This is a genomic window from Pseudarthrobacter sp. MDT1-22, from assembly GCF_054511035.1.
Window position 1 is genome coordinate 226,395 of sequence record NZ_JBTNDK010000003.1, and the last position, 21,675, is coordinate 248,069.

The 21,675-nt window shown below is 65.8% G+C and carries 21 protein-coding genes; 10 read left to right on the top strand and 11 right to left on the bottom strand.

The annotated features are described in order from the left end of the window. Window positions 1–47: 47 nt before the first annotated feature. The 3 genes from ACX80M_RS04405 to ACX80M_RS04415 are packed head-to-tail and all read right to left on the bottom strand — an operon-like array spanning window position 48 to window position 2,541. Window positions 48–476 carry an HIT family protein gene (locus ACX80M_RS04405; RefSeq protein ID WP_459309033.1) on the bottom strand — a complete coding sequence of 143 codons (429 nt, stop codon included), beginning with the start codon at window positions 474–476 and terminating at the stop codon, window positions 48–50. Next, window positions 473–1,657 (bottom strand): NAD(P)-dependent alcohol dehydrogenase, encoded by a 1,185-nt coding sequence (locus tag ACX80M_RS04410; RefSeq protein WP_256471263.1) that lies wholly within the window; start codon window positions 1,655–1,657, stop codon window positions 473–475. The genes ACX80M_RS04405 and ACX80M_RS04410 overlap by 4 nt, the downstream gene beginning before the upstream one ends. Next, the gene (locus ACX80M_RS04415) at window positions 1,654–2,541 is read right to left on the bottom strand and encodes a sulfurtransferase (RefSeq protein ID WP_252611708.1); all 888 of its coding nucleotides are present in this window, start codon (window positions 2,539–2,541) and stop codon (window positions 1,654–1,656) included. The genes ACX80M_RS04410 and ACX80M_RS04415 overlap by 4 nt, the downstream gene beginning before the upstream one ends. 100 nt (window positions 2,542–2,641) lie before the next feature. Here ACX80M_RS04415 and ACX80M_RS04420 point away from each other — a divergent pair, with 100 nt between their 5' ends. After that, entirely contained in the window at window positions 2,642–3,721 is a 1,080-nt protein-coding gene (locus ACX80M_RS04420; protein ID WP_459309036.1) for a PLP-dependent cysteine synthase family protein, read from the top strand. A gap of 4 nt (window positions 3,722–3,725) precedes the next feature. Here ACX80M_RS04420 and ACX80M_RS04425 read toward each other — a convergent pair whose 3' ends face one another. Continuing rightward, window positions 3,726–4,382 carry an MBL fold metallo-hydrolase gene (locus ACX80M_RS04425; protein ID WP_252611704.1) on the bottom strand — a complete coding sequence of 219 codons (657 nt, stop codon included), beginning with the start codon at window positions 4,380–4,382 and terminating at the stop codon, window positions 3,726–3,728. A 110-nt stretch (window positions 4,383–4,492) separates the two neighbouring features. Here ACX80M_RS04425 and ACX80M_RS04430 point away from each other — a divergent pair, with 110 nt between their 5' ends. After that, the gene (locus ACX80M_RS04430) at window positions 4,493–4,975 is read left to right on the top strand and encodes a Fur family transcriptional regulator (RefSeq protein WP_459309038.1); all 483 of its coding nucleotides are present in this window, start codon (window positions 4,493–4,495) and stop codon (window positions 4,973–4,975) included. A 42-nt stretch (window positions 4,976–5,017) separates the two neighbouring features. Here ACX80M_RS04430 and ACX80M_RS04435 read toward each other — a convergent pair whose 3' ends face one another. The 5 genes from ACX80M_RS04435 to ACX80M_RS04455 form a co-directional block, all read right to left on the bottom strand. After that, window positions 5,018–5,893, bottom strand: a complete 876-nt coding sequence (locus tag ACX80M_RS04435; protein ID WP_459309040.1) for a metal ABC transporter permease — start codon at window positions 5,891–5,893, stop codon at window positions 5,018–5,020. After that, window positions 5,893–6,708 carry a metal ABC transporter ATP-binding protein gene (locus ACX80M_RS04440; protein WP_459309042.1) on the bottom strand — a complete coding sequence of 272 codons (816 nt, stop codon included), beginning with the start codon at window positions 6,706–6,708 and terminating at the stop codon, window positions 5,893–5,895. Before ACX80M_RS04440 ends, ACX80M_RS04435 begins: the two co-directional genes overlap by 1 nt. Continuing rightward, window positions 6,705–7,703 carry a metal ABC transporter solute-binding protein, Zn/Mn family gene (locus tag ACX80M_RS04445; RefSeq protein WP_459309044.1) on the bottom strand — a complete coding sequence of 333 codons (999 nt, stop codon included), beginning with the start codon at window positions 7,701–7,703 and terminating at the stop codon, window positions 6,705–6,707. Before ACX80M_RS04445 ends, ACX80M_RS04440 begins: the two co-directional genes overlap by 4 nt. A gap of 113 nt (window positions 7,704–7,816) precedes the next feature. Beyond that, window positions 7,817–8,887 (bottom strand): hemolysin family protein, encoded by a 1,071-nt coding sequence (locus ACX80M_RS04450; protein WP_459309046.1) that lies wholly within the window; start codon window positions 8,885–8,887, stop codon window positions 7,817–7,819. Beyond that, window positions 8,884–10,218 (bottom strand): hemolysin family protein, encoded by a 1,335-nt coding sequence (locus ACX80M_RS04455; protein WP_252611695.1) that lies wholly within the window; start codon window positions 10,216–10,218, stop codon window positions 8,884–8,886. Before ACX80M_RS04455 ends, ACX80M_RS04450 begins: the two co-directional genes overlap by 4 nt. Before the next feature lie 500 nt (window positions 10,219–10,718). On the opposite strand from ACX80M_RS04455, the gene ACX80M_RS04460 reads away from it, so the two are divergent. From ACX80M_RS04460 to ACX80M_RS04480, 5 genes are all read left to right on the top strand, one after another. Beyond that, window positions 10,719–14,519, top strand: coding sequence for a multifunctional oxoglutarate decarboxylase/oxoglutarate dehydrogenase thiamine pyrophosphate-binding subunit/dihydrolipoyllysine-residue succinyltransferase subunit (locus ACX80M_RS04460; RefSeq protein WP_459309048.1), 3,801 nt, complete (start codon window positions 10,719–10,721; stop codon window positions 14,517–14,519). Between the two features lie 121 nt (window positions 14,520–14,640). After that, a complete protein-coding gene (locus ACX80M_RS04465) occupies window positions 14,641–15,240 on the top strand; it encodes a GDSL-type esterase/lipase family protein (RefSeq protein WP_252614324.1) in 600 nt (199 codons plus the stop codon). Window positions 15,241–15,339: 99 nt separating this feature from the next. Beyond that, window positions 15,340–16,182 (top strand): DUF4097 family beta strand repeat-containing protein, encoded by an 843-nt coding sequence (locus tag ACX80M_RS04470; protein ID WP_252614325.1) that lies wholly within the window; start codon window positions 15,340–15,342, stop codon window positions 16,180–16,182. Continuing rightward, window positions 16,182–16,793: a PadR family transcriptional regulator gene (locus tag ACX80M_RS04475; RefSeq protein ID WP_252614326.1), complete on the top strand. Its 612-nt coding sequence runs from the start codon at window positions 16,182–16,184 to the stop codon at window positions 16,791–16,793. The genes ACX80M_RS04470 and ACX80M_RS04475 overlap by 1 nt, the downstream gene beginning before the upstream one ends. Before the next feature lie 154 nt (window positions 16,794–16,947). Then, window positions 16,948–17,022: a 50S ribosomal protein bL37 gene (locus ACX80M_RS04480; RefSeq protein ID WP_104061284.1), complete on the top strand. Its 75-nt coding sequence runs from the start codon at window positions 16,948–16,950 to the stop codon at window positions 17,020–17,022. A gap of 167 nt (window positions 17,023–17,189) precedes the next feature. Here the strand turns inward: ACX80M_RS04480 and rsrA are convergent, their stop codons facing one another. Next, window positions 17,190–17,450: a mycothiol system anti-sigma-R factor gene (gene rsrA, locus ACX80M_RS04485; protein WP_185260958.1), complete on the bottom strand. Its 261-nt coding sequence runs from the start codon at window positions 17,448–17,450 to the stop codon at window positions 17,190–17,192. Continuing rightward, window positions 17,447–18,271, bottom strand: a complete 825-nt coding sequence (locus ACX80M_RS04490; RefSeq protein WP_459309051.1) for a sigma-70 family RNA polymerase sigma factor — start codon at window positions 18,269–18,271, stop codon at window positions 17,447–17,449. The genes rsrA and ACX80M_RS04490 overlap by 4 nt, the downstream gene beginning before the upstream one ends. A 316-nt stretch (window positions 18,272–18,587) precedes the next feature. Between ACX80M_RS04490 and ACX80M_RS04495 the strand changes: the two genes are divergently transcribed. Genes ACX80M_RS04495 through rsgA form a run of 3 tightly spaced genes read left to right on the top strand, consistent with a single transcriptional unit; the run spans window position 18,588 to window position 21,630 of the window. Next, window positions 18,588–19,124: a DoxX family protein gene (locus tag ACX80M_RS04495; RefSeq protein ID WP_252600117.1), complete on the top strand. Its 537-nt coding sequence runs from the start codon at window positions 18,588–18,590 to the stop codon at window positions 19,122–19,124. A gap of 6 nt (window positions 19,125–19,130) precedes the next feature. Next, window positions 19,131–20,531, top strand: a complete 1,401-nt coding sequence (gene aroA / locus ACX80M_RS04500; protein ID WP_459309054.1) for a 3-phosphoshikimate 1-carboxyvinyltransferase — start codon at window positions 19,131–19,133, stop codon at window positions 20,529–20,531. Further along, window positions 20,515–21,630 (top strand): ribosome small subunit-dependent GTPase A, encoded by a 1,116-nt coding sequence (gene rsgA, locus ACX80M_RS04505; RefSeq protein WP_058931974.1) that lies wholly within the window; start codon window positions 20,515–20,517, stop codon window positions 21,628–21,630. Before aroA ends, rsgA begins: the two co-directional genes overlap by 17 nt. Window positions 21,631–21,675: the final 45 nt, after the last annotated feature.

A 21,675-nucleotide genomic window follows, 5' to 3' on the forward strand; every position in this document is an offset into this window, starting at 1 on the left:
GGCGCGGGCAAAGACCTGGACGGGCCAAACCGGCGCGAGCGTCAGGCTCAGCTGGCGGGAACGAATTCCGCGTAGCCGGCGGCCCGAAGCCCGGCGCGCAGCGTTTCGGCGTTCGCGTCCAGCACCGCGGGATCCGGGTTCTGGTCGGCAGAGGCGAAATCGAAATCAGCCATGGTCCTGGACGGCCACACGTGGACGTGCAGGTGGTTGATCTCGTACCCGGCCACAATCAGCCCCGCCCGCTCGGCGGGGAAGACGTCCAGCTGCACCGCACCGATCCGGCGGGCCACTTCCATCACCTTGGCGAGGGTTTCCGGGGACGCATCCGTCCAGCGGTCCACCTCCTCGGTGGGGACCACCAGGGTGTGCCCGTCGGCCAGGGGACCCGTGGTCAGGAAGGCCGCAACGTCAGCCTCCCGCCAGACGAAGCGTCCGGGGATCTCGCCATTGATGATTTTCGTGAACAGAGTGCTCATACGTCTGCCTTCGCGGCCGGAGCCTGCAGGGTGCTGGTGTCCAGCACAAACCGGTATTTGACGTCGCCTGCCACCATGCGGTCGTAGGCCTCATTCAGCTGGTCTGCGCGCACCAGTTCGATATCCGCCACCACTCCATGGTCGGCGCAGAAGTCGAGCATCTCCTGAGTTTCGGCGATGCCGCCGATCAGCGAGCCAGCGTACGCGATCCGCCGCCGGATCAGGGCCCCCGGATTCACCGGCGGCATGGCGTCGGAGGGCAGGCCCAGCTGGAACAGGGCGCCGTCCACGCGCAGCGTGCGGAAAAACGGGTTCAGGTCGTGCGGAGCGGCCACGGTGTCGATGATGAGGTCGACGGTGCGGTCCGCGGCGGCCATGGCGTCCTTGTCCCGGGACAGGATCACGTCGTCCGCTCCGAGTTCCAGTGCGGCCGGCACCTTGCCTTCGGAGGTGGTGAATACCACCACCCGCGCCCCCATGGCCTTGGCCAGCTTCACGGCCATGTGTCCGAGCCCACCGAGCCCCACCACGCCCACCACGTCGCCTTCCTCCACGTCGAAGTGCCGCAAGGGAGAGAACGTGGTGACACCGGCGCAGAGCAAGGGGGCGACGGCGGCCGGGTCCAGGTTGCCGGGCACTCGGACCACGTAGCGCCGGTCCACCACCACGGCGGACGAGTAACCGCCCTGGGTGATGGCATCGCCGTTGCGCGGATCCTTGGCGCCGTAGGTCCCGATCAGCCCGTTTTCGCAGTACTGTTCCAGACCGTCCAGGCAGCTCTCGCATTCACGGCAGGAATCAACCATGCATCCGACGCCCACACGGTCCCCCGGGGTGAAGTCAGTCACGGCCTCGCCGACGCGGCTAACAGTTCCGACGATCTCGTGGCCAGGGACCAGCGGATATTTCTGGCTGCCCCATTCGCCTCGCGTGGCGTGCACGTCCGAGTGGCACAGGCCGCAGAATTCGATGGCAATTTCGACGTCATCTGCTTTGGGGGCACGCCGGGCCAGCGTCAGGGGTGCCAGGCCGCTGTCGGCGGAAACCGCGCCATAGGCTGCTGCCAGCACGCCGGTGCCCGGAACGGTGTCCAGGTGCGTAGCAGGATGAGCAGCAACAGCATCGTCGTTCGGCAATACGGGGCGGGCAAGGGGCGGCGGTACGGGGCGTCCTGGGGTCATGCTTCGACGCTACCCCCGCGGGCCGCCGCATGGCCACTCGGCCGGCCGCCCGTCGCCACCGGCAGCGCGGGATTGTTGGACCATTCCGAGAAGGATCCCGGATAGAGGGCGGCCCGGAATCCTGCGATTTCAAGGGCGGCCACCTCATGGGCGGCGGTCACGCCCGAGCCGCAGTACACGGCCACCGGGACGTCGTCGCGGACGCCGAGGTCCTCGAATCGGCGCCGCAGCAGGTCCGCGGGCAGGAAATGCCCGGCCCCGTCCACGTTCTCCGTTGTGGGTGCGCTCCGGGCGCCCGGAATGTGGCCGGCGCGGGGGTCAACGGGTTCAAATTCGCCCCGGTACCTTTCGCCCGCCCGGGCGTCCAGGAGGACGCCCGTTGCCGGCCAGTCCGCCGCTCCGGCCGCGTCAATGCTGGGCATCCTGCCTCCGGCAGGGGAAACATCAAAGGAAACACGCCCGACGGCGGCGTCCACGGGTCCGGTGTCCAGCGGCAGTCCGGCGTCCCGCCACGCGGCCAGGCCGCCGTCGAGCAGGTACACGGCCTGGAACCCGGCGTTGCGGAGCATCCACCAAAGGCGGGCGGCAGCCATATTGCCGCTGTTGTCATAGGCCACCACAACGTCGCCGTTGTTGATCCCCCAGCGCCTGGCAGTTTCCTGGAATTCCGCGTGGGTGGGCAGCGGGTGCCTGCCGCGGGCGGGCGTGGCCGGCGTCGCCAACTCGGTGGCCAGGTCCACAAAAACTGCCCCCGGGAGGTGGCCCCCAAGGTAGTGTTCGCGGCCGTGCGGGTCGCCCAGCGCCCAGCGGACGTCCAGCACCACGGTCCGCTGTCCGGCGTCGAAACGCGCCGCCAAAGCCGGGACAGCCATCAGTGGACCCATCGTGCTCCTTGGCAATTGTGCTTGTGAGGTGTGCAGTCGCTGATCCAACTCTAGCTGCGGCAGAGCGCCTTGCACGGAGGGCCGACGGTAGGCTGGTCCGGTGAAGAACGCGAGCGCGGACCGGGCCTGGGCTGACGAGGCCATCAGAAAAGTCAATGCAGAAAACAACCGGTCCGCCGATACCCATCTCTACTCGGTACCGCTCCCGCAGCACTGGGGCATCCAGCTTTACCTCAAGGACGAATCCACGCACCGTTCGGGGAGCCTCAAGCACCGGCTGGCCCGGTCGCTGTTCCTCTTCGGCCTGGTCAACGGCTGGATTCGCGAAGGTACCACTATCGTGGAGGCGTCCAGCGGCAGCACCGCTGTTTCGGAGGCATATTTCGCGCAGCTCCTGGGCCTGCCGTTCGTAGCAGTCATGACCCGCACGACGAGCCCGGAGAAGATCGCGCTGATCGAACAGTTCGGCGGCACGTGCCTGTTGGTTGACCACGCCTCAGAGGTTTATGCTGCGGCGGCGGACGTCGCTGCCACATCCAACGGCCACTACATGGACCAGTTCACCTACGCGGAGCGGGCCACAGACTGGCGCGGCAACAACAACATCGCGGAGTCCATCTTCGGGCAGCTGGCGCTGGAGGAACATCCCGTCCCCCGCTGGATCGTGGTGGGTGCGGGGACCGGGGGCACGAGTGCGACCATTGGCCGCTACCTGCGCTACCGCGGCCACGACACGCGCCTTGCGGTGGTAGACCCGGAGAATTCCGCGTTCTACCCCGGCTGGCTGAGCGGTGCGGGTGAGGCCAGCACCGGACTGCCGTCACGGATCGAAGGGATCGGCCGGCCGCGGATGGAACCGAGCTTTGTGCCCGCCGTCATCGACCACATGATCCAGGTCCCCGACGCCGCCTCCGTCGCAGCCATGCGGCACCTGCGCACGGTCGCCGACCTGCATGCCGGACCGTCCACGGGCACCAACCTGTGGGGTGTCTGGCAGCTTATGGCGGAAATGGTGGCCGAGGGACAGCGCGGCAGCATTGTGTCGTTGATGTGCGACGGCGGCGACCGCTATGCGGGCAACTACTACAATCCCGCGTGGCTTTCAGGGCAGGGCCTGGACCCCGAGCCGTATGAGGAAGTCATCCGCCGGTTTTTCCAGACCGGCGTCTGGAACGCGTAGCCGGTCAGACCTCCACTGATTCCCGCGGGGCAAGGCGGGTGTACTCGGTGCCGTATTTCCGGCCCAGCCGGGCAACATGGGATTCTGCGACCTTCAGGCCCGTTTCGTTGAGCAGCCCGTCGTGGATCTGGAACGCACGCGGGGCCCGGACGGCAATGACAAAATCCACCACCTCGCTGACCTTGCTCCACGGCGCGTGGAGCGGAACCAGCAGCGTCTGCACGCTGAGGCCGTCCGGGATGATGAAAGAGTCCCCAGGGTGGTAGACGTTGCCGTCCACCAGGTAGCCGATGTTGGCCACGATGGGAACCTGCGGGTGGATCAGTGCGTGCTGTCCGCCGAAGCTGCGCACGTTGAAGCCGGCCGCGTCAAAACTGGAACCGGGTTCAACCGTGTGGATCCGCACTGCGGCCTGCGGCGCCTCCTCCCGCAGATGGGCGGCCACTCCGGCCGGCGCGAAGACCGCCAGGACGTCAGAGCGGCGCAGTGCGTTGATCATGGCCGGCACATCCACATGGTCGGCGTGCTCGTGCGTGATCAGCACGGCCTGCGCCCCGGCCAGGGCTTCGGCGGTCTCGGAGAATGTTCCCGGATCCAGCACCAGCACCCCGCCGTCCTTCTCAAGCCGGACGCACGCATGGGTGTATTTTGTCAGCTTCATAGCGCCAGCCTAGGGTCCGGCCCCAAGCCTGTCCAAGGGGCGTCCGGCTGTTCAGCCCCGGCTGGTAATCTTGATGATTGCCACCGTCCCTCAGGGAAGCGAGTACCTTCATGCCGTTCGGCACCAAAGCTGACGCCACGCCGTCGACCGCTGCATCCGGCGCAGGCACCGTTAGTGTGCCCGGCAAGGAGCAGCGCGTCACCAAGCAGCGTGTGGCCGTCAGCGCTGCCCTGGACGAGCTGGATGACTTCGTCAGCACGCAGGAGCTCTACCGCATCCTGCAGAACAAGGGCGTCTCAGTTTCCTTGGCAACGGCGTACCGGATCCTGCAGTTCCTCGCCGACGAGGGCCTCGTGGACGTGCTGCGCAACGGCGAGGGCGAAGCCGTTTACCGGCGCTGTGCCGTGACCGGGCACCACCATCACCTGCTGTGCCGCAACTGCGGGAAGGCCGTGGAAGTCGAGGCCCCGGCGGTGGAAACCTGGGCCGCCCGGATCGCCACCGAACACGGCTACACAGAGGTGGCGCACACCGTGGAGATCTTCGGCCTGTGCCCGGACTGCACAGCCCTCAGGGCCACCGGCAAACTCTGACGGCCTGCGCGGCCGCGGCCTCACGCATCCCGTTCGACCGTGTCAGCGGGCGTGCACCAGCCGGCCGTTGATGCCTTTCTTGGCCCGGACACTGCCCACGAGGCGGCACACCACGTAGATCAGGAATGACAGCGTGGTGACATAGGGGCTGATGGGGATCCGCCCGCCCAGGGCCAGCAGGATTCCGCCCACCGTGGCCGTGACGGCGAAAACAACGCTGAGCGCCACCACGGCCACGGGCGCGGACGTCACGCGGAGCGCCGCGGCTGCCGGGGTGATCAGCAATGCGAGCACCAGGAGCGCCCCCACCACCTGGATGGACAGCGCTACGCTGACTCCCAGCAGGACCATAAAGATCAGCGCGAGCGTCCGGACGGGCACCCCGCGGGCCTCTGCCAGTTCGGGATCAACGCTGGCAAAGTTCAGCGGGCGCCAGATGGCTGCCAGGGCCGCAATGACCAGCACGGCGGCGCCGGCGAGGACCTGGAGCTGGACGGTGTCCACGGACACGATCTGCCCCGTGAGCAGGCCGAATTTGTTGGCGGCACGGCCTTCGTACAGCGACAGGAACAGGATGCCCAGCCCCAGTCCGAACGGCATGATCACCCCAATGATGGAGTTCTTGTCGCGCGCCCGGACGCCCATCAGGCCCAGGAGCAGCGCCGCCGCCACCGAGCCGATCAGTGAGCCAAACACGATGTCCGCGCCGATCAGGAGCGCAAAGGCCGCCCCCGCGAACGAAAGCTCGGAGATGCCGTGGACGGCGAAGGCCAGGTCCCGTTTCATCACGAAAGTGCCTACCAGCCCGCCGAGCAGGCCCAACACGGCCCCCGCCCAGATGGAGTTCTGGACCAGTACCAGCAGCTCGCCGTAGTTCTCGAAGCTGAAGATCGCTCCGATGATGCTGTCCGCATCCATCAGGCCACGTCCCCCGCCGTTGCGTGGACATCGGCATGGTGGTGCGTGGTTGCGTCGGGCAGGCCGACGACGACGATGCGCCCGTTCGCGTGGATGACCTCCACATGGCTGCCATAGAGCTCAGACAGGACCTCAGTGGTCATGACCTCTTCCGGGGTCCCCACCCGGAACCGCCCTCCGGCCAGATACAGCACCCGGTCAACGTAATCGATGATGGGGTTGATTTCGTGGGTGACAAAAACCACCGCGCTGTTCTGGGCGTGGCACTGCTTGTTGATCAGCGCGCTGACGGCCTGCTGGTGGTGCAGGTCCAGGGACAGCAACGGTTCGTCGCAGAGGAGGACCTTGGGGTCCGTGGCCAGCGCCTGGGCCACCCGGAGGCGCTGCTGCTCGCCGCCGGAGAGCTGGCCCACCGGGACTTTGGCGTAGTCACTGGCGCCCACCAGTTCCAGAAGCTCATCGATCCTGCGGTTTGCCCCGGACCTGCCCAGCCGCAGCCCCCAGCGGTGGCCATCCACACCGAGCCCCACCAGGTCCCGGGCACGCATGGGGGTGTCCGGAGCAAAGGATTTCTGCTGCGGAATGTAGCCGATCAGTTTGCTGCCCCGCTCCACGGGACGGTCGCCCAAAGTGGCCCGGCCGGACTGCAGTTCCTGAAGGCCCAGGAGAACCTTGAGGAAACTGGTCTTTCCGCTGCCATTCGGACCCAGGACGGCGAAGAACTCACCGGGCCTGATATCCAGGTCGAGATCCTCCCAGAGCAAGCGTTTGCCGAACTGCAGGGACGCCCCGCGGAGGCTGACCACCGGTTTCAACTATTTTTCTCCAAAACTTTGCTGACGTTGTCAACATTGTCCGTCATCCACTGCAGGTACGTCTTGCCTTCGGGCAGGGTTTCGCTGAAGTCAATGACGGGAACGCCGGCTGATTCGGCTGCCTTTTTCAGCGCCTGCGTCTGTGGTCCCTCTGTCTGCGCGTTGTAGGCCAGGAACCTGATGTCCTTGGATCCCGCCAGCTCCGTGGCGGCCTTCAGCACGGCTGGCGGAACGTCCGAGCCTTCCTCGATCGCGGCTGTGTAGTCGGCCGGAGTCCTGTTCTCCAGCCCTGCTGCCTCGAGCAGGTACAGCGGGACAGGTTCGGTCACGGCCACGGCTGCGCCTGTTCCGTTGGCCTTCAGCGCGGCGAGCTTGACGGCCAGGCCGTCCACCCCGGCTTTGAAGGTTGCGGCATTGGACGTGAACAGGGCGGCTGATCCCGGTTCGAGTTCACCCAGTTTTGCCGCCAGTGAATCAGCGAGCTTACCCATGGCATCCAGGCTGTACCAGGCGTGCTCGTTGAACTCACCGTGCTCGTGGCGGTGGCCGTCAGCTGACTCGCTCGCCGCCGACGGCGAATCGGTGTGGCCTTCCTCCGGAGCCAGGCCAGCCACTTCGACGGCCGTGACGATATTGCTGTGCGGGATGTTGCTGTCGTCGACCATCTTGTGGAGGAAGGCGTCGTAGCCGCCGCCGTTCTCGACCACCAGTTCCGCTTTGGACACCAGCAGCCGGTCCTGCGCGGTGGCCTCGTACGAATGCGGGTCCTGGCTGGTCTTGGTGATGATGGAGGTGACGTTGACGTTGTCCCCGCCGATGATCGCGGCGATGTCGCCGTACACGTTGGTGGACGCCACCACCTCGACGACGCCGGCGGGTGACTCCGTGCCGGACGTCGCCGACGGTGCACCGCCTCCGGAGCCGCAGGCGGTGAGCAGCAGGCTCAGGCCGGCGAGGGCTGCGAGGGACGTTCGGATGGCGGCGGGGTGGCGCACGGAAACCTCAGTTCGGTACAGGGATGGACTTTTGCGTCTCGAAAAAGCTTACCCCTAAATGTGAATGATTCCTATTTAGGATAGCCGGGCCGGTCCCTTGCGGACGGGCGCGCTCAGTCACCGTTCGGCTCGCCCAGCCTCCTGATGCCTGTGGCCTGCGTGGCGTCCCGGATCTCTCCCACCAGCTGCTCGATCACGTCTTCCAGGAAGAGGACGCCGTTGGTCTGCCCGTCCGTGCCGATCACGCGGGCCAGGTGTGAGCCCGTGCGCTGCATGACGGACATGGCCGTTTCAACTTCGTCGTCCAGCGCGAGGTTGGCCAGCGAACGGATCCTGCTCTCGGCGATGGGGTGCTGGTAGTCCGAGTCGGGAATGGACAGCACATCCTTCACGTGGAGGTAGCCGGACAGCATGCCGTCATCGTCCAGCATGGGGAACCTTGAGAACCCGGTCCTGCTGACGGCTTTTTCAAACTCCACCGGAGTGGTGGCCGCCTTCAGCATGACCAGGTCGTCCAGCGGAACCATGATGTCCGACGCCGCGTATTCGGAAAATTCCAGGGCGCCGGTGATCAGGCCCGCGTCATCATCCACCAGCCCGTGACGGGTGGATTCCTGCACGATCGACTGGACTTCTTCGAGGGTAAAGGACGAGTTCACCTCATCCTTGGGCTCAATCCGCAGCAGCTTGAGGATGTGGTTGGCGGACCAGTTCAGCGCGACGATGGCCGGGTTGACCAGCTTCGCAACAAACATCAGCGGCGGCGCCAGCAGCAAGGCAGCCTTGTCCGCCACCGATACCGAGATGTTCTTCGGCACCATCTCGCCGAACGTCACGTGGAGGAAGGTCACCACCATCAGGGCAATCGCGAACGCTGCGACGTCGGCAACTTCCACCGGCAGCCCGACAGCTTCCAGGGGAGCCGCCATCAGGTGGTGGATGGCCGGTTCGGCCACCTGCAGGATCAGCAGCGAGCACACAGTGATGCCCAACTGCGCACAGGCCAGCATCAATGAGACGTTCTCCATGGCGCGCAACGTGGTCTGTGCCCGCTTGGAACCGGCCTCGGCGAGGGGTTCGATCTGGCTGCGCCTGGCCGACATCACGGCGAACTCGGCGCCGACAAAAAACGCGTTACCCAGCAGGAGGACAACCAGCCAGGCAATTCCGGCCCAGTCACTCATCGTTCACTCCCGTCTTCCGGAGCAGGCTCCGCTTCAGGCGCCGCCGGATGGAAGGAGATCCGCTCGATCCTTCGGCCGTCCATCCTGGTCACGCTCAGCGTGCCTCCGCCTACGTCGACGGTGTCCCCCACTGCGGCGATCCGGCCCAGTTCACTCATGACGTACCCGCCCACGGTTTCGTAGGCGGCTTCGTCCGGAACGGTCAGCCCCGGGATCTGTTCGGAAAGCTCGTCGGGGCGCAGCAACCCGGGGAAGTACCAGTCCCCGGAGGCGCTCTGGAGCAGTCCAGGGCGTACCTTGTCGTGCTCGTCGGACACTTCACCGACGATTTCCTCCACGAGGTCCTCAAGGGTGGCGATGCCTGCGGTTCCGCCGTATTCATCCAGGACAATCGCGAGCTGGAGGTTTCCCTCGCGCAGCTCGGCCAGGAGGGCATCGAGGTGGATGGTCTCCGGCACGCGGAGCACATCGGTCATGATGGCTCCGGCCTCCAGGTTGGCCCGCCGGTCCCACGGCACGGCAACGGCCTTCTTGACGTGGACCAGGCCCTTGATGTCGTCGGAGGACTCCCCGATGACGGGGAAACGGGAGTACCCGGTGCGCCGGGCGGCGTCCAGGATGTCCGAGACAGGCTGGTCTGCGTCGATGGTTTCCATCCGGATCCGGGGCGTCATAACATCGGCGGCCGTCCGGGCCGAGAAGTTCAGGGTGCGGGCCACAAAGTTGGCCGTCCCGGCGTCGAGCGTTCCCATGGCGGCGGAGCGCCGCACCAGGGAGGCGAGCTCGGCCGGCGTCCGGGCACCGGAAATCTCTTCCTTGGCCTCCAGGCCAAAGACGTTCAGTACCTTGTTGGAAAAGCCGTTGAGCACCACGATGGCGGGCTTGAAGATGGCCGTAAAGACCAGCTGCGGCCGCGCCAGCGCCTTGCCCACTTGGAAGGACAGCGCAATGGCCATGTTCTTGGGCACCAGTTCGCCAAGCAGCATGGACAGCAGCGTGGCCAGCGCCATGGCGATGACCAGGGAAACGGATGCCGCCGCCACTTCGGGAATACCGACGGCAGCCAACGGGCCCTCGAGGAGGCGTCCTACAGACGGTTCCATCACGTAACCGGTCAGAAGGGTGGTCAGGGTGATGCCGAGCTGACAGCTGGAAAGCTGGGTTGAGAGGGATTTCAGGCACTTGAGCAGTGGGACGGCACCCGTGTCACCGTTATCGATGGCACGTTGGACCGTGGCCTGGTCAAGGGCAATCAGGGAAAATTCGACGGCGACGAAAAAGCCGGTGCCGGCGATCAGCAGGAGGCCTGCCGCTAGGAGCAACCACTCCATTCAGCATCCCGCCCGAAAGTCGGGAGAATTTGTGTGAAGCCGGGGGAAACGGACCGGCGGAGGATGATCGGCCGAAGCCGACGCTGTTTCCATAGGGGCTCCGCCGGGGTGGGCTGACGGAGAATGATGGGCGCGTGTTCGGGGTTTGCCGGCTCTGCGGGTGGACTGCGCGGTGCTGTATGTCGTGCTCCGCTGACAGCCCCCAGGCCGGCACCTAGATTTACTGTCCATAAGAATTTCAGTCTACAGGAGCAGATTGCGCCTTTCGGATGGCCGCACTGAGGTCACGGCGCACCCGCGCCGGGACGGTTTCCGGACGCCACAATCCGCGATCTCCGCGTCATTGCCATGATTTGGGTCACCGTTATTGGCAGTTAACACAGAATGCTCATTAGACTGGCAACGGTCCGGGTTCAGGACGCAGAGACTGGTTCGAATGTTGTGCTGCGGCACCGTGGCGGCCAGAGAGAAATCAAACTCATGGAAGAGGCGTATTTCAAGTGCCAGAGCAGCCTAGCCACCGTCTACCAGAGGAATTTGGCGGAAACGAGTGGCTCGTTGACGAACTGTACGAGCAGTATCAGAAAGACAAGAACACGGTGGATACCAAATGGTGGCCCCTTTTCGAGTCCTTCGATTCAGGCAGCGGTTCTTCTTCCAACGGAAGCACGGCGGTAGCCGTGGCCCACCCAGCAACCCGCGAAATGCCGGCTGTACCGCCGGCACCTCCGGCTTCTGCAACTGCTGCACCGGCAACGTCGCCGGCCGCACAGCCCGCAGCGCCAGCCACCGCCCCCGCGGCGGCAAAGAAAGCTCCCGCTACGGTCGCCCGCGATGGCGCGAAGAAGACCGAGCCCGGAACCGGCGCCCAGCCGATTCCCGCCCAGCTTCCCAAGAACGTCAAGGCACCCACGGCTCCGGAAGAGGACGTGGTCTCCGTTCTTCGTGGCCCGGCCAAGGCCATCGCCACCAACATGGTCACCAGCCTTGAGGTCCCCACGGCCACCAGCGTCCGGGCTATTCCGGCCAAGCTGTTGATCGATAACCGCGTGGTCATCAACTCCAACCTGGCCCGTGCACGCGGCGGCAAGGTTTCCTTCACGCACCTCATCGGCTACGCCGTGATCCGGGCACTCGCCCAGTTCCCCTCGATGAACGTCTACTACGACGAAATCGACGGCAAGCCCAGTGCTATCCAGCCGGCCCATGTCAACTTCGGCATCGCCATTGACATGCCCAAGCCGGACGGCACCCGCCTGCTTATGGTGCCCAACATCAAGAAGGCGGAGACCCTCAACTTCTCCGAGTTCTGGCACACCTATGAAGACCTGATCAAGCGTGCCCGCGCCGGCAAGCTGACCGCTGATGACCACTCCGGCACCACGGTGTCGCTGACCAACCCCGGCGGCATCGGCACCGTTCACTCCGTGCCGCGTCTGTCCAAGGGGCAGGCTGCCATCATCGGCGTCGGCGCGCTGGACTACCCGGCCGAGTTCCAGGGCGCCAGCGAAAAGATCATTGCGCAGAACGCCATCAGCAAGGTCCTCACGCTGACATCCACCTATGACCACCGCGTCATCCAGGGAGCCGGCAGCGGCGAGTTCCTGAAGCTTGTGCACCAGCTGCTGCTCGGTGCCCAGAACTTCTACGACGAAATCTTCGAGTCCCTCCGCATCCCGTACGAGCCCGTTCGCTGGAGCCCGGACCTGCAGGTGGACCCTGCAGACCAGATCAACAAGGTTGCCCGGATCCAGCAGCTGATCCACTCCTACCGTGTGCGCGGCCACTTGATGGCAGACACCGATCCCCTGGAGTACGTCCAGCGCAAGCACCCGGACCTTGACGTCCTCACCTATGGGCTGACCCTGTGGGACCTGGACCGTGAGTGGCCCACCGGCGGTTTCGGCGGCGCGCCCATGCTCAAGTTCCGCGACATCCTCGGCGTACTCCGCGACGCATACTGCCGCACCACGGGCATCGAGTACATGCACATCCAGGAGCCGGAAGAACGCAAGTGGTTCCAGGACCAGCTGGAGCACGCATACTCGAAGCCGAGCCGCGAAGAGCAGCTGCGCATCGTGTCCCGGCTCAACGCGGCCGAAGCGTTTGAAACCTTCCTGCAGACCAAGTTCGTCGGCCAGAAGCGCTTCTCCCTAGAAGGCGGCGAATCCCTGATTCCGCTGCTGGACGCCATCATTTCCGATGCCGCTGACGACGGACTGGACGAAGTTGCAATCGGCATGGCCCACCGCGGCCGCCTGAACGTCCTCACCAACATCGCCGGCAAGACCTACGCCCAGGTGTTCCGCGAATTCGAAGGCACCCAGGATCCCCGCTCCGTGCAGGGCTCCGGCGACGTGAAGTACCACCTCGGTACCGAAGGCACGTTCACCTCGGAAAACGGCAACGAGACCAAGGTCTACCTCGCCGCCAACCCGTCCCACCTCGAGGCTGTCGACTCGGTGCTCGAAGGCATCGTCCGCGCCAAGCAGGACCGCCTGGACCAGGGCGAGGCCTTCCCGGTCCTGCCCCTCATGGTCCACGGAGATGCTGCGTTCGCAGGCCAGGGCGTGGTTGCTGAGACGCTGAACCTGTCCCAGCTCCGCGGTTACCGGACCGGCGGCACCATCCACGTGGTGGTCAACAACCAGGTCGGCTTCACCACGGCGCCGTCGTCGTCGCGCTCGTCCACCTACTCCACGGACGTCGCCAAGATGATCCAGGCGCCGGTGTTCCACGTGAACGGTGACGATCCCGAGGCAGTGGTTCGCATCGCCCAGCTCGCCTACAAGTTCCGCCAGCGGTTCCACAAGGACGTTGTGATCGACATGGTGTGCTACCGCCGCCGTGGCCACAACGAGGGTGACGACCCCTCGATGACCCAGCCCATGATGTACAACCTGATCGAAGCCAAGCGCTCCGTCCGCAAGCTGTACACCGAGGCACTCATCGGCCGTGGCGACATCACCGAGGAAGAAGCGGAGCAGCTGCTCCGCGACTACCAGGAACGGCTGGAGCGGGTCTTCGCCGAAACGCACGCGGCCCAGACCTCGCCCATCCCGATCATCACCGCGGACTCCGCCGCCGTCTCCGACATTGAGCGTCCCATCGCCCAGCAGGCTGACTTCGGCACCAACGCCCCGGCGTCCACTGCCATTTCTCCGGAGACCCTGGCACACATCGGCAAGGCCCACGTCCAGATCCCCGAGGGCTTCACCGTCCACGCCAAGCTCAAGCAGCTCCTCGAAAAGCGCGAGCAGATGTCCCGCGAAGGCGGCATCGACTGGGGCTTTGGCGAGATCGCGGCCTTCGGTTCGCTGATCATGGAAGGCGTTCCCGTCCGGCTTGCCGGCCAGGACTCGCGCCGCGGCACGTTTGTGCAGCGCCACGCAGTGTTCCACGACCGCGCCAACGGCGGCGAGTGGCTGCCCCTGGGCCACCTCTCGGATGACCAGGCGAAGCTGTGGATCTACGACTCCCTGCTGTCCGAATACGCGGCCATGGGCTTCGAATACGGCTACTCGGTGGAACGCCCGGATGCCCTGGTGCTGTGGGAAGCGCAGTTCGGTGACTTCGTCAACGGCGCGCAGACCATCATCGATGAGTTCATCTCCTCGGCCGAGCAGAAGTGGGGCCAGCGCTCCTCCCTGGTCCTGATGCTGCCGCACGGCTACGAAGGCCAGGGCCCGGACCACTCGTCGGCACGCATCGAACGCTTCCTGCTGATGTGCGCCGAAGAGAACATGATCGTCGCCAACCCCACCACGGCGGCATCACACTTCCACCTGCTGCGCCGCCAGGCGTACAGCCGGCCGCGCAAGCCGCTGATCATCTTCACGCCGAAGCAGCTTCTGCGCCTCAAGGCAGCCGCGTCGTCCGTCGAGGACTTCACCACGGGCTCCTTCCGCCCCGTCATAGGTGACCACGAGCAGCTGGCGGCAGACGCCGTCGAACGCGTACTGCTGGTCTCCGGCCGCCTGTACTACGATCTCCTGTCCACCCGGCAGAAGACCGGTGACAAGACCACCGCGATTGTCCGTGTGGAGCAGCTCTACCCGCTGCCGCACGAAGAAATCGCAGCGGAACTGGCCAAGTACCCGAACGCGGAGGTTGTCTGGGCACAGGACGAGCCCGCCAACCAGGGACCGTGGCCGTTTATGGGCCTGAACCTCCCGGAGGCGCTGGACCGGCGCGTTCGCCTGGTGTCGCGTCCCGCATCGGCCTCCACGGCGGCTGGCTCCATGAAGCGACACGCAGCTGAGCAGGATTCACTGCTGAAGCAGGCATTTGCACGGAAGTAGTCCCAGTGGCTGCCCGGCCGGACGTCGAAATACCAGACTCCGGCCGGGCAGTTCTGTTTAATGAAGATGGATCATAGCCACGCCGATTGGCCTGAATCGGCACGGACGTAAAGAGGGACTTGTGGAAGACAGGAAGCTGCGGATCGCAGCTGTTGGAGATGAACTGCTGGCCGGGCTAGGCGATCCCAGGGCCCTCGGCTGGCTGGGCCGCGTGTTGGCCCGCACTCCGCAGGACGGCATGGTCCTGGAAGCGTATGCCCTCCCCTGTCCCCAGGAAGGAACGGAGGGGCTGGCTGCCCGCTGGCAGGAGGAGGCCGGGCGGCGGTTCGGCGACCAGCACGAGAACCGCCTGGTGATTGGCCTCTCGGGCCGGGACATCGAGTTCGGCCTGTCGACCGCCCGCAGCCGCCTGAACCTGGCCAACATCCTGGATACCGCCACGCAGAACCGGATCGAGGTGTTTGTGGTGGGCCCGCCGCCCACGCTGGACCCGGTACAGAACCGCCGGCTCGCCGATCTGAACACGGCCTTCGCTGACGTCACCACCAGGCGCAAGCACCTCTATGTGGACACGTTCTCCCCCCTTCTGAACCACGAACAGTGGCGCCAGGACCTTGCGGCGAACACCGGCACGCCGGGGCAGGCGGGCTATGGCCTGATGGCCTGGCTGGTCCTCCACCGTGGCTGGTTCCAGTGGCTGGGCATGGACGCCCCCGAGTAGGCTTCGCCAACCCTTCCAGTCGCGATATATCTTGACGGGTCCAGCGGTCCGTTATATCTTGAGATATCAGTCACGATATATCGCGGTTTTGGAGGATTCATGACAGAGGACAGCTGGACCGTCACAGGTCCGCAAACCATCGACGTTGACCACGTCCGGTCGCTGAAGCTGGGCATGGTCCGCGGCAGGTTCGACGTCGTCACGCACGCCGACGCCGTGGCCCGTGTGGAGATCAACGACGTCCAGGGCGATCCCGTGTCGGTGACACTGACGGACGGCAGGCTTGAGGTCCGCCATCAGCTGCACGGCCCCCAGGGCTGGTTCAAGAACCTGATGGGCACGGTCAACCACAACAGCAACAACTCAGCGGTGATCAGCATCGCTCTGCCGGCCGGCGTCGAGGTGGAGGCCGGCACGGTCAGCGGCGATGGCCTCGTGTCCGGAATCAGCGGGCGCACGCGGCTCAATACCGTCTCGGGTTCTGTGATGGCAGACGGCACATCCGGGGAACTTCACGTCAACACCGTCAGCGGCGAAGTCATCGCGCGAAACCACGACGGCGTCCTGACCGCCAAGAGCGTCTCCGGCGAGGTCACCGCATCCGGCCGGTTCAGCAACATCAGGGCTCACACGGTCAGCGGCGACATGAGTTTTGACCTGCTCGGCTTTACCCACGACTTCGGTGCCAATTCAGTCTCCGGCGACCTCACCATCAGGCTGCCGCACGACGTCGGCGTGGACATCGTCGCGAAATCGGCCAGCGGCGTTGTGGTGATTGATGACCAGCAGTACTCCCAGCCCGGCGGCAAGGTGGAAACCATTGCCGGACCGGACGGCAAGCTGATGCTGGTGCGGACCAACTCGGTGTCCGGCAAAACGTCCATCTTTCATGGCCAGCCGGCCCGCAATGACGACGCAAGTAGCCCGGAAACGGGGCACTGATGCCTCCGGTGTTCGCCCATGGTGCGCTCCGGCTGTACTTGCTCGCACTGCTGGAGTCGGGGCCCAAACACGGCTATGAACTGATCAAAGCCCTCAGCGAACGGTTCGGCGGCACCTACTCCCCCAGCGCGGGAACCATCTATCCCCGGCTTGGGAAGCTGGAGGAAGAAGGGCTCGTCGCCACTGAATCAGAAGGCCGCCGCACGAACTACCGCATCACCGCGGCGGGGCTTGCTGAACTCAACAAGCGCCGGGAGGAACTCGCCGGAGTCGAGAACGACATTTCCGCTTCCGTCCGCCGCCTGGCGGACAACCTGCGGGCGGATATCCGCGCCAACATGCGCGGGTTGCGGGCAGACCTGGCGGCCACGGCCGAGGCGGCCCGTTCCACGGCGCGGGCCGCCGATTTCCGGAAAGCCGGCCGCCAGTCTTCGGAAGGGTTCCAGGAGCTGAAGGAAGCGGAGATGCTGCTGCAGGCGTTCCGGGACGACCTGCGCGTGGAACTGCGGCTGCAGGCCACCCGGCAACCGCTCAGCGCCGTCACGCTGGAAACTGTCAGGACCGTGCTGGACCAGGCGCGCATCTCCATCCGCAACTCACTGCCCGGCTGAGCCGCCCGGCTGAGCAGCCCGGCTGAGCAGCCGGACTGCGCCGCCGGACCGGTGTTGCCCCCGGTCACAGCCCGTTTCGGTTTCGCGGCGTGTCCCATGGTGTGGGAGACTTGAGGGCAGCTCTTTTGAGTACCAACATTTAAGGAGGCCAGCTATGAGCAAGCGTGCACGTAAACGTCGTGACCGTAAGCGTGGCGGCGCGAACCACGGGAAGCGCCCCAACGCCTAAGCTAAAGCTTGGAAAACGGTTTAAGCGAAGGACCCCGGAAGCCAAACGGCTTTCGGGGTCCTTCGTCTTTGCGCTGGTCTTTGGCGCCTGCGGTTCTGCTGACGGGCATCGACGCAGTCCGGCGTCGATGCGGTCACGTGGGTCCCTGCAGACGGGTACCGCTTGCGTCAGGCGTCCACCGGGCGAATGGAGTGGATCCGGTCCAGGATGGCGTTCTTCAGGTTTTCCGGAGCGGCCTCGGTGCACGAGCGCTTCACCATGGTGCGGATCACGCACTCGAGGTCGTACTGCTCCGTGCACTCAGGGCACTCATCAAGGTGGGTCTTGATTTCCGTGATGTCCTCGCGGGTCAACGCCCCGTCGAGGTATTCGTAGATGCGTTGCATCCGGGCGTCATCGCAGTCGCCCAATCCCTGGCAGTCGCTCATTTCCTGTTCTCCTGTTTTGTGCTCGCGGCCGTGTCCTGTGATTCGACGGCGCCTTTGAATCCTCGTTCGGCGGCATAGTCCGCCAGCATGTCCCGCAACATTTTCCGGCCGCGGTGGAGCCGGGACATCACTGTCCCGATCGGCGTGTTCATGATGTCCGAGATTTCCTTGTACGCGAAGCCTTCGACGTCGGCGAAGTACACCGCCAGCCGGAACTCCTCGGGAATGGCCTGGAGCGCCCGCTTGACGTCCGAGTCCGGCAGGTGGTCCAGCGCCTCAGCCTCGGCCGAGCGCAGGCCGCGGGACGTGTGCGACTCCGCCCTGGCCAGCTGCCAGTCCTCGATGGTGTCCGAGTTCGACTGCAGCGGTTCCCGCTGCCGCTTGCGGTAGAGGTTGATGTACGTGTTGGTCAGGATCCGGTACAGCCAGGCCTTGAGGTTGGTGCCGGGTTTGTACTGGTGGAACGCTGAGAACGCCTTGGTGTAGGCCTCCTGGACCAGGTCTTCCGCATCTGCGGGGTTCCTGGCCATCCGCATGGCGGCCGAGTAGAGCTGATCCACGTACTGCATGGCATCACGCTCAAAACGGACCCGGCGTTCTTCCGCTGATTCGGTGGCCACATCCACGGGTTGCTCGGCGGGCGCAGGCTCAGCGGGCACAGGCTCAGCGGGCGCAGGGACATCCCCTGCAGGCTGCGCGTCTGCCGGCCGCGAGTCACTCCCTGCCGGCGCATCGCTGCGGGCATTGGCTTCGCTGCTTGTTTTGGCTTCGCGTACGGAGGCCTCATACATGGCCTCGAGGGCCGGATCCAGGGTGCTCATTGCGTTCAAGTCTACTGTGACGGCCTTGGCACGCGGCGATCCGTACTCCGGAGGATCGGATTCCAGAGTCTGCAGTGCTACGGGTCCGGCGGGCTCCGTCCCGTCCTTCAGTAACCTCAAGGGCAACTCCAGTCTGTGTCAGGCCATAGTGTTCCAGGCAAATACCTGCCGGGGAATCCATGATGAGTCAATTCGTCCGGTGTTCGGCGGACCCGCAAACCATAACCGCTGGCGGCAGGCAAATATTCCCCAAAAGTGCAAGACTAGAACGGACTCCGCCGCATCCGGTGCGGTTCGTCCAGCCAGGAGGAAATCCATGTCCTTTGTCCGTACTCTCGCCCGCCCCATGCTGGCTTCCAGTTTCGTAGTCGCCGGACTGGACAAGCTGAAGAATGCCGATGACACCGCCACCCAGCTCTCGCCGCTCCTGCAGAAGGCAGCCGCGTCGCTGCCGTTCCAGGCCGACGAAAAGATGCTGGCACGGGTGATCGGAGGAACGCAGGTGGGTGCAGGCGTACTGTTCGGCCTGGGCAAGTTCAGCCGCCTCTCGGCAACGCTGCTGACAGTCATCTCGCTCCTGAACACCTTTGTGGAATGGCGCAGCGCAGACATCAGCACCAAGGAAGGCCGCCAGGCCCGCCGGAACCAGCTGCTCAAGAACATTTCCCTCAGCGGCGGCGCCCTGCTGGCCTCGGTGGACACCGCTGGCAAGCCGGGCCTGGCCTGGCGTGCCGGGCACCTCGCCGCGGACGCCCGGAAGAGCGCCGCCGGCGCCCGCAAGACCACCGGCCAAAAGCTTAACAAGGCAGACAAGGCCGTGCGCCGCGCCGTCGAACACGCAACGGGGGCGTAAGGACGGATGACCGGTTCCACCCCGCCCGCAGCCACCGACTCACACAGCTCCACCGGCACCGTTCCGCACTGGCCGGCCCCCTTCGCCAGCAGGCCCATCAACGCCACCGTCACGGTGCCGGGTTCAAAATCCCTGACCAACCGGTTCCTGGTGCTGGCCGCGCTGGCTGACGGGCCGTCCCGCCTCCGCGCCCCCCTGCATTCCCGGGACTCTGCGTTGATGATCGACGCCCTCCGCCAGTTGGGAGCCACCATCACGGAGGTGCCCGGCGACGGCGCGTTCGGGCCGGACCTTGAGGTCATGCCCCTGAGCCAGGAGGCGCCGTCGTCACGGACGCACATTGACTGCGGCCTCGCCGGAACAGTAATGCGTTTTGTTCCGCCGCTTGCGGCGTTGCGCAACGGCGTGAGCGTTTTCGACGGCGACCCCCACGCCCGGAAGCGTCCCATGGGCACCATCATCGAGGCCCTGAAAGCCCTCGGGGTGGCCCTGACCGCGGACGACGGCGGGACCCCCTCGTCGCTGCCGTTCACCGTGGAAGGCACCGGGGAAGTCCGGGGCGGCCACCTGGTGATCGATGCCAGTGCGTCGTCACAGTTCGTCTCGGCCCTCCTGCTGGTCGGCGCCAGGTTTACCGACGGACTCCACCTGGAGCACGTGGGCAAACCGGTGCCGAGCCTGGACCACATCAACATGACCGTTGCCGTACTCCGCGGCGTCGGTGTATCAGTTGACGATTCCGTGCCCAACCACTGGGTAGTGACACCGGGCCCCATCCGCGCCTTTGACCAGCGCATTGAGCAGGACCTCTCCAACGCCGGCCCGTTCCTGGCCGCCGCGCTGGCCTCCGGCGGCACCGTCCGGATCCCGGACTGGCCCGCCGGCACCACCCAGGTGGGAGACCTCTGGCGCAGCATCCTGGCGGACATGGGCGCGGACGTCAGCCTGGCTGACGGCGTCCTGACCGTCACGGGCGGGCCAGAGATCAAGGGTGCGGATTTTGACGAAACCAGCGAACTCGCCCCTACTGTGGCGGCCCTCTGCGCCCTGGCAAGCGGACCTTCACGGCTGACCGGCATCGCGCACCTTCGCGGCCACGAGACGGACCGGTTGGCCGCGCTGGTCACAGAAATCAACCGCCTCGGCGGCGACGCGGAGGAGACCAGCGACGGCCTGGTAATCCGCCCGGCAAAGCTGCACGCCGGCGTCGTCCACAGCTACGCGGACCACAGGATGGCCACCGCCGGTGCCATCCTCGGCCTCGCGGTGCCGGGCATCGAAGTCCAGGACATCGCCACCACTGCTAAGACCATGCCGGAATTCCCGCAGATGTGGGCCGACATGCTGGCCCAGGGCGCTGCTGCCGACAAGCGCGCGGAAGGCCCCACTGGTGGCACGCAGCACTGATTCCTGGGACGAGTCCGACGTCCGGATCCGGCCCAGCAAAAAGGGCTCCCGGCCGCGCACGAAGGACCGCCCCAGCCACGACGACGCCGTCACGGGCCGCATCATCACCGTGGACCGCGGCCGGTACACCGCCGTCGTCGGCGAAGACTCGGGCGACGAGCGGATCATCATCGCAGCCAGGGCCCGCGAACTCCGCCGCTCCCCCGTGGTTGCCGGCGACTTCGTCTCCCTCGTTGGAGATGTCTCCGGCGAACCCGACACGCTGGCCCGCCTGGTCCGGATCCAGGACCGCAGGACCCTGCTGCGCCGCAGCGCCGATGACACTGATCCGATCGAGCGTGCGGTGGTGGCCAACGCCGATCAGCTGGTGGTGGTGGTGGCCGCCGCAAACCCGGAGCCGCGCACAGGCTTCATCGACCGCGCCCTGGTGGCCGCTTACGACGCCGGCATTGAGCCGCTGCTGCTCGTCACCAAGGCGGACGTCAAGGATCCGGCGGAACTGCTGTCCAACTACGAGCACCTGGACTTCCCGGTGATCATCAGCCGCACGTCGGACTCCGAAGCCTCAGGTATCGATGCCCGCTCCGACGACGGCCTCTCGGCCCGCCTGGACAGTGACGCAGTTTCGCAGCTCCGCGCGTACCTCGAGGGCAAGGTCTCGGTGATGCTGGGTCATTCCGGCGTGGGCAAGTCAACCATGGTCAATGCGCTCACCGGGGCCGAACGGGCCACCGGTGGTGTGAACGCCGTGACCGGCCGCGGCCGCCACACGTCGTCGTCGGCCCTAGCCCTGAAGCTGACCGGAGCTCCCGCCGGAAGCTGGATCATCGACACCCCTGGCATCCGTTCGTTCGGCCTGGCCCACGTGGACCCGGACCGGATCCTGCGGTCCTTCCCGGACCTGGAGCCGGGTACGGATGCCTGCGAGCGTGGCTGCAAGCACAACACCGCGGCCGTCAACTGCGGCGTGGATGCCTGGGTGTCCGCCGGCCACGCGGGCCCCACCGGCCCGGCCCGGCTCGCGTCCCTGCGACGGCTGCTGGGCACGGATCCCCGCCTGGTGGGCCAGGAAACCAAGGAACTCGGCAGCATCGGCTAGACGGGACGCCGATGTCCCCAACACTGCGGCCCTGAGACGGTAGTT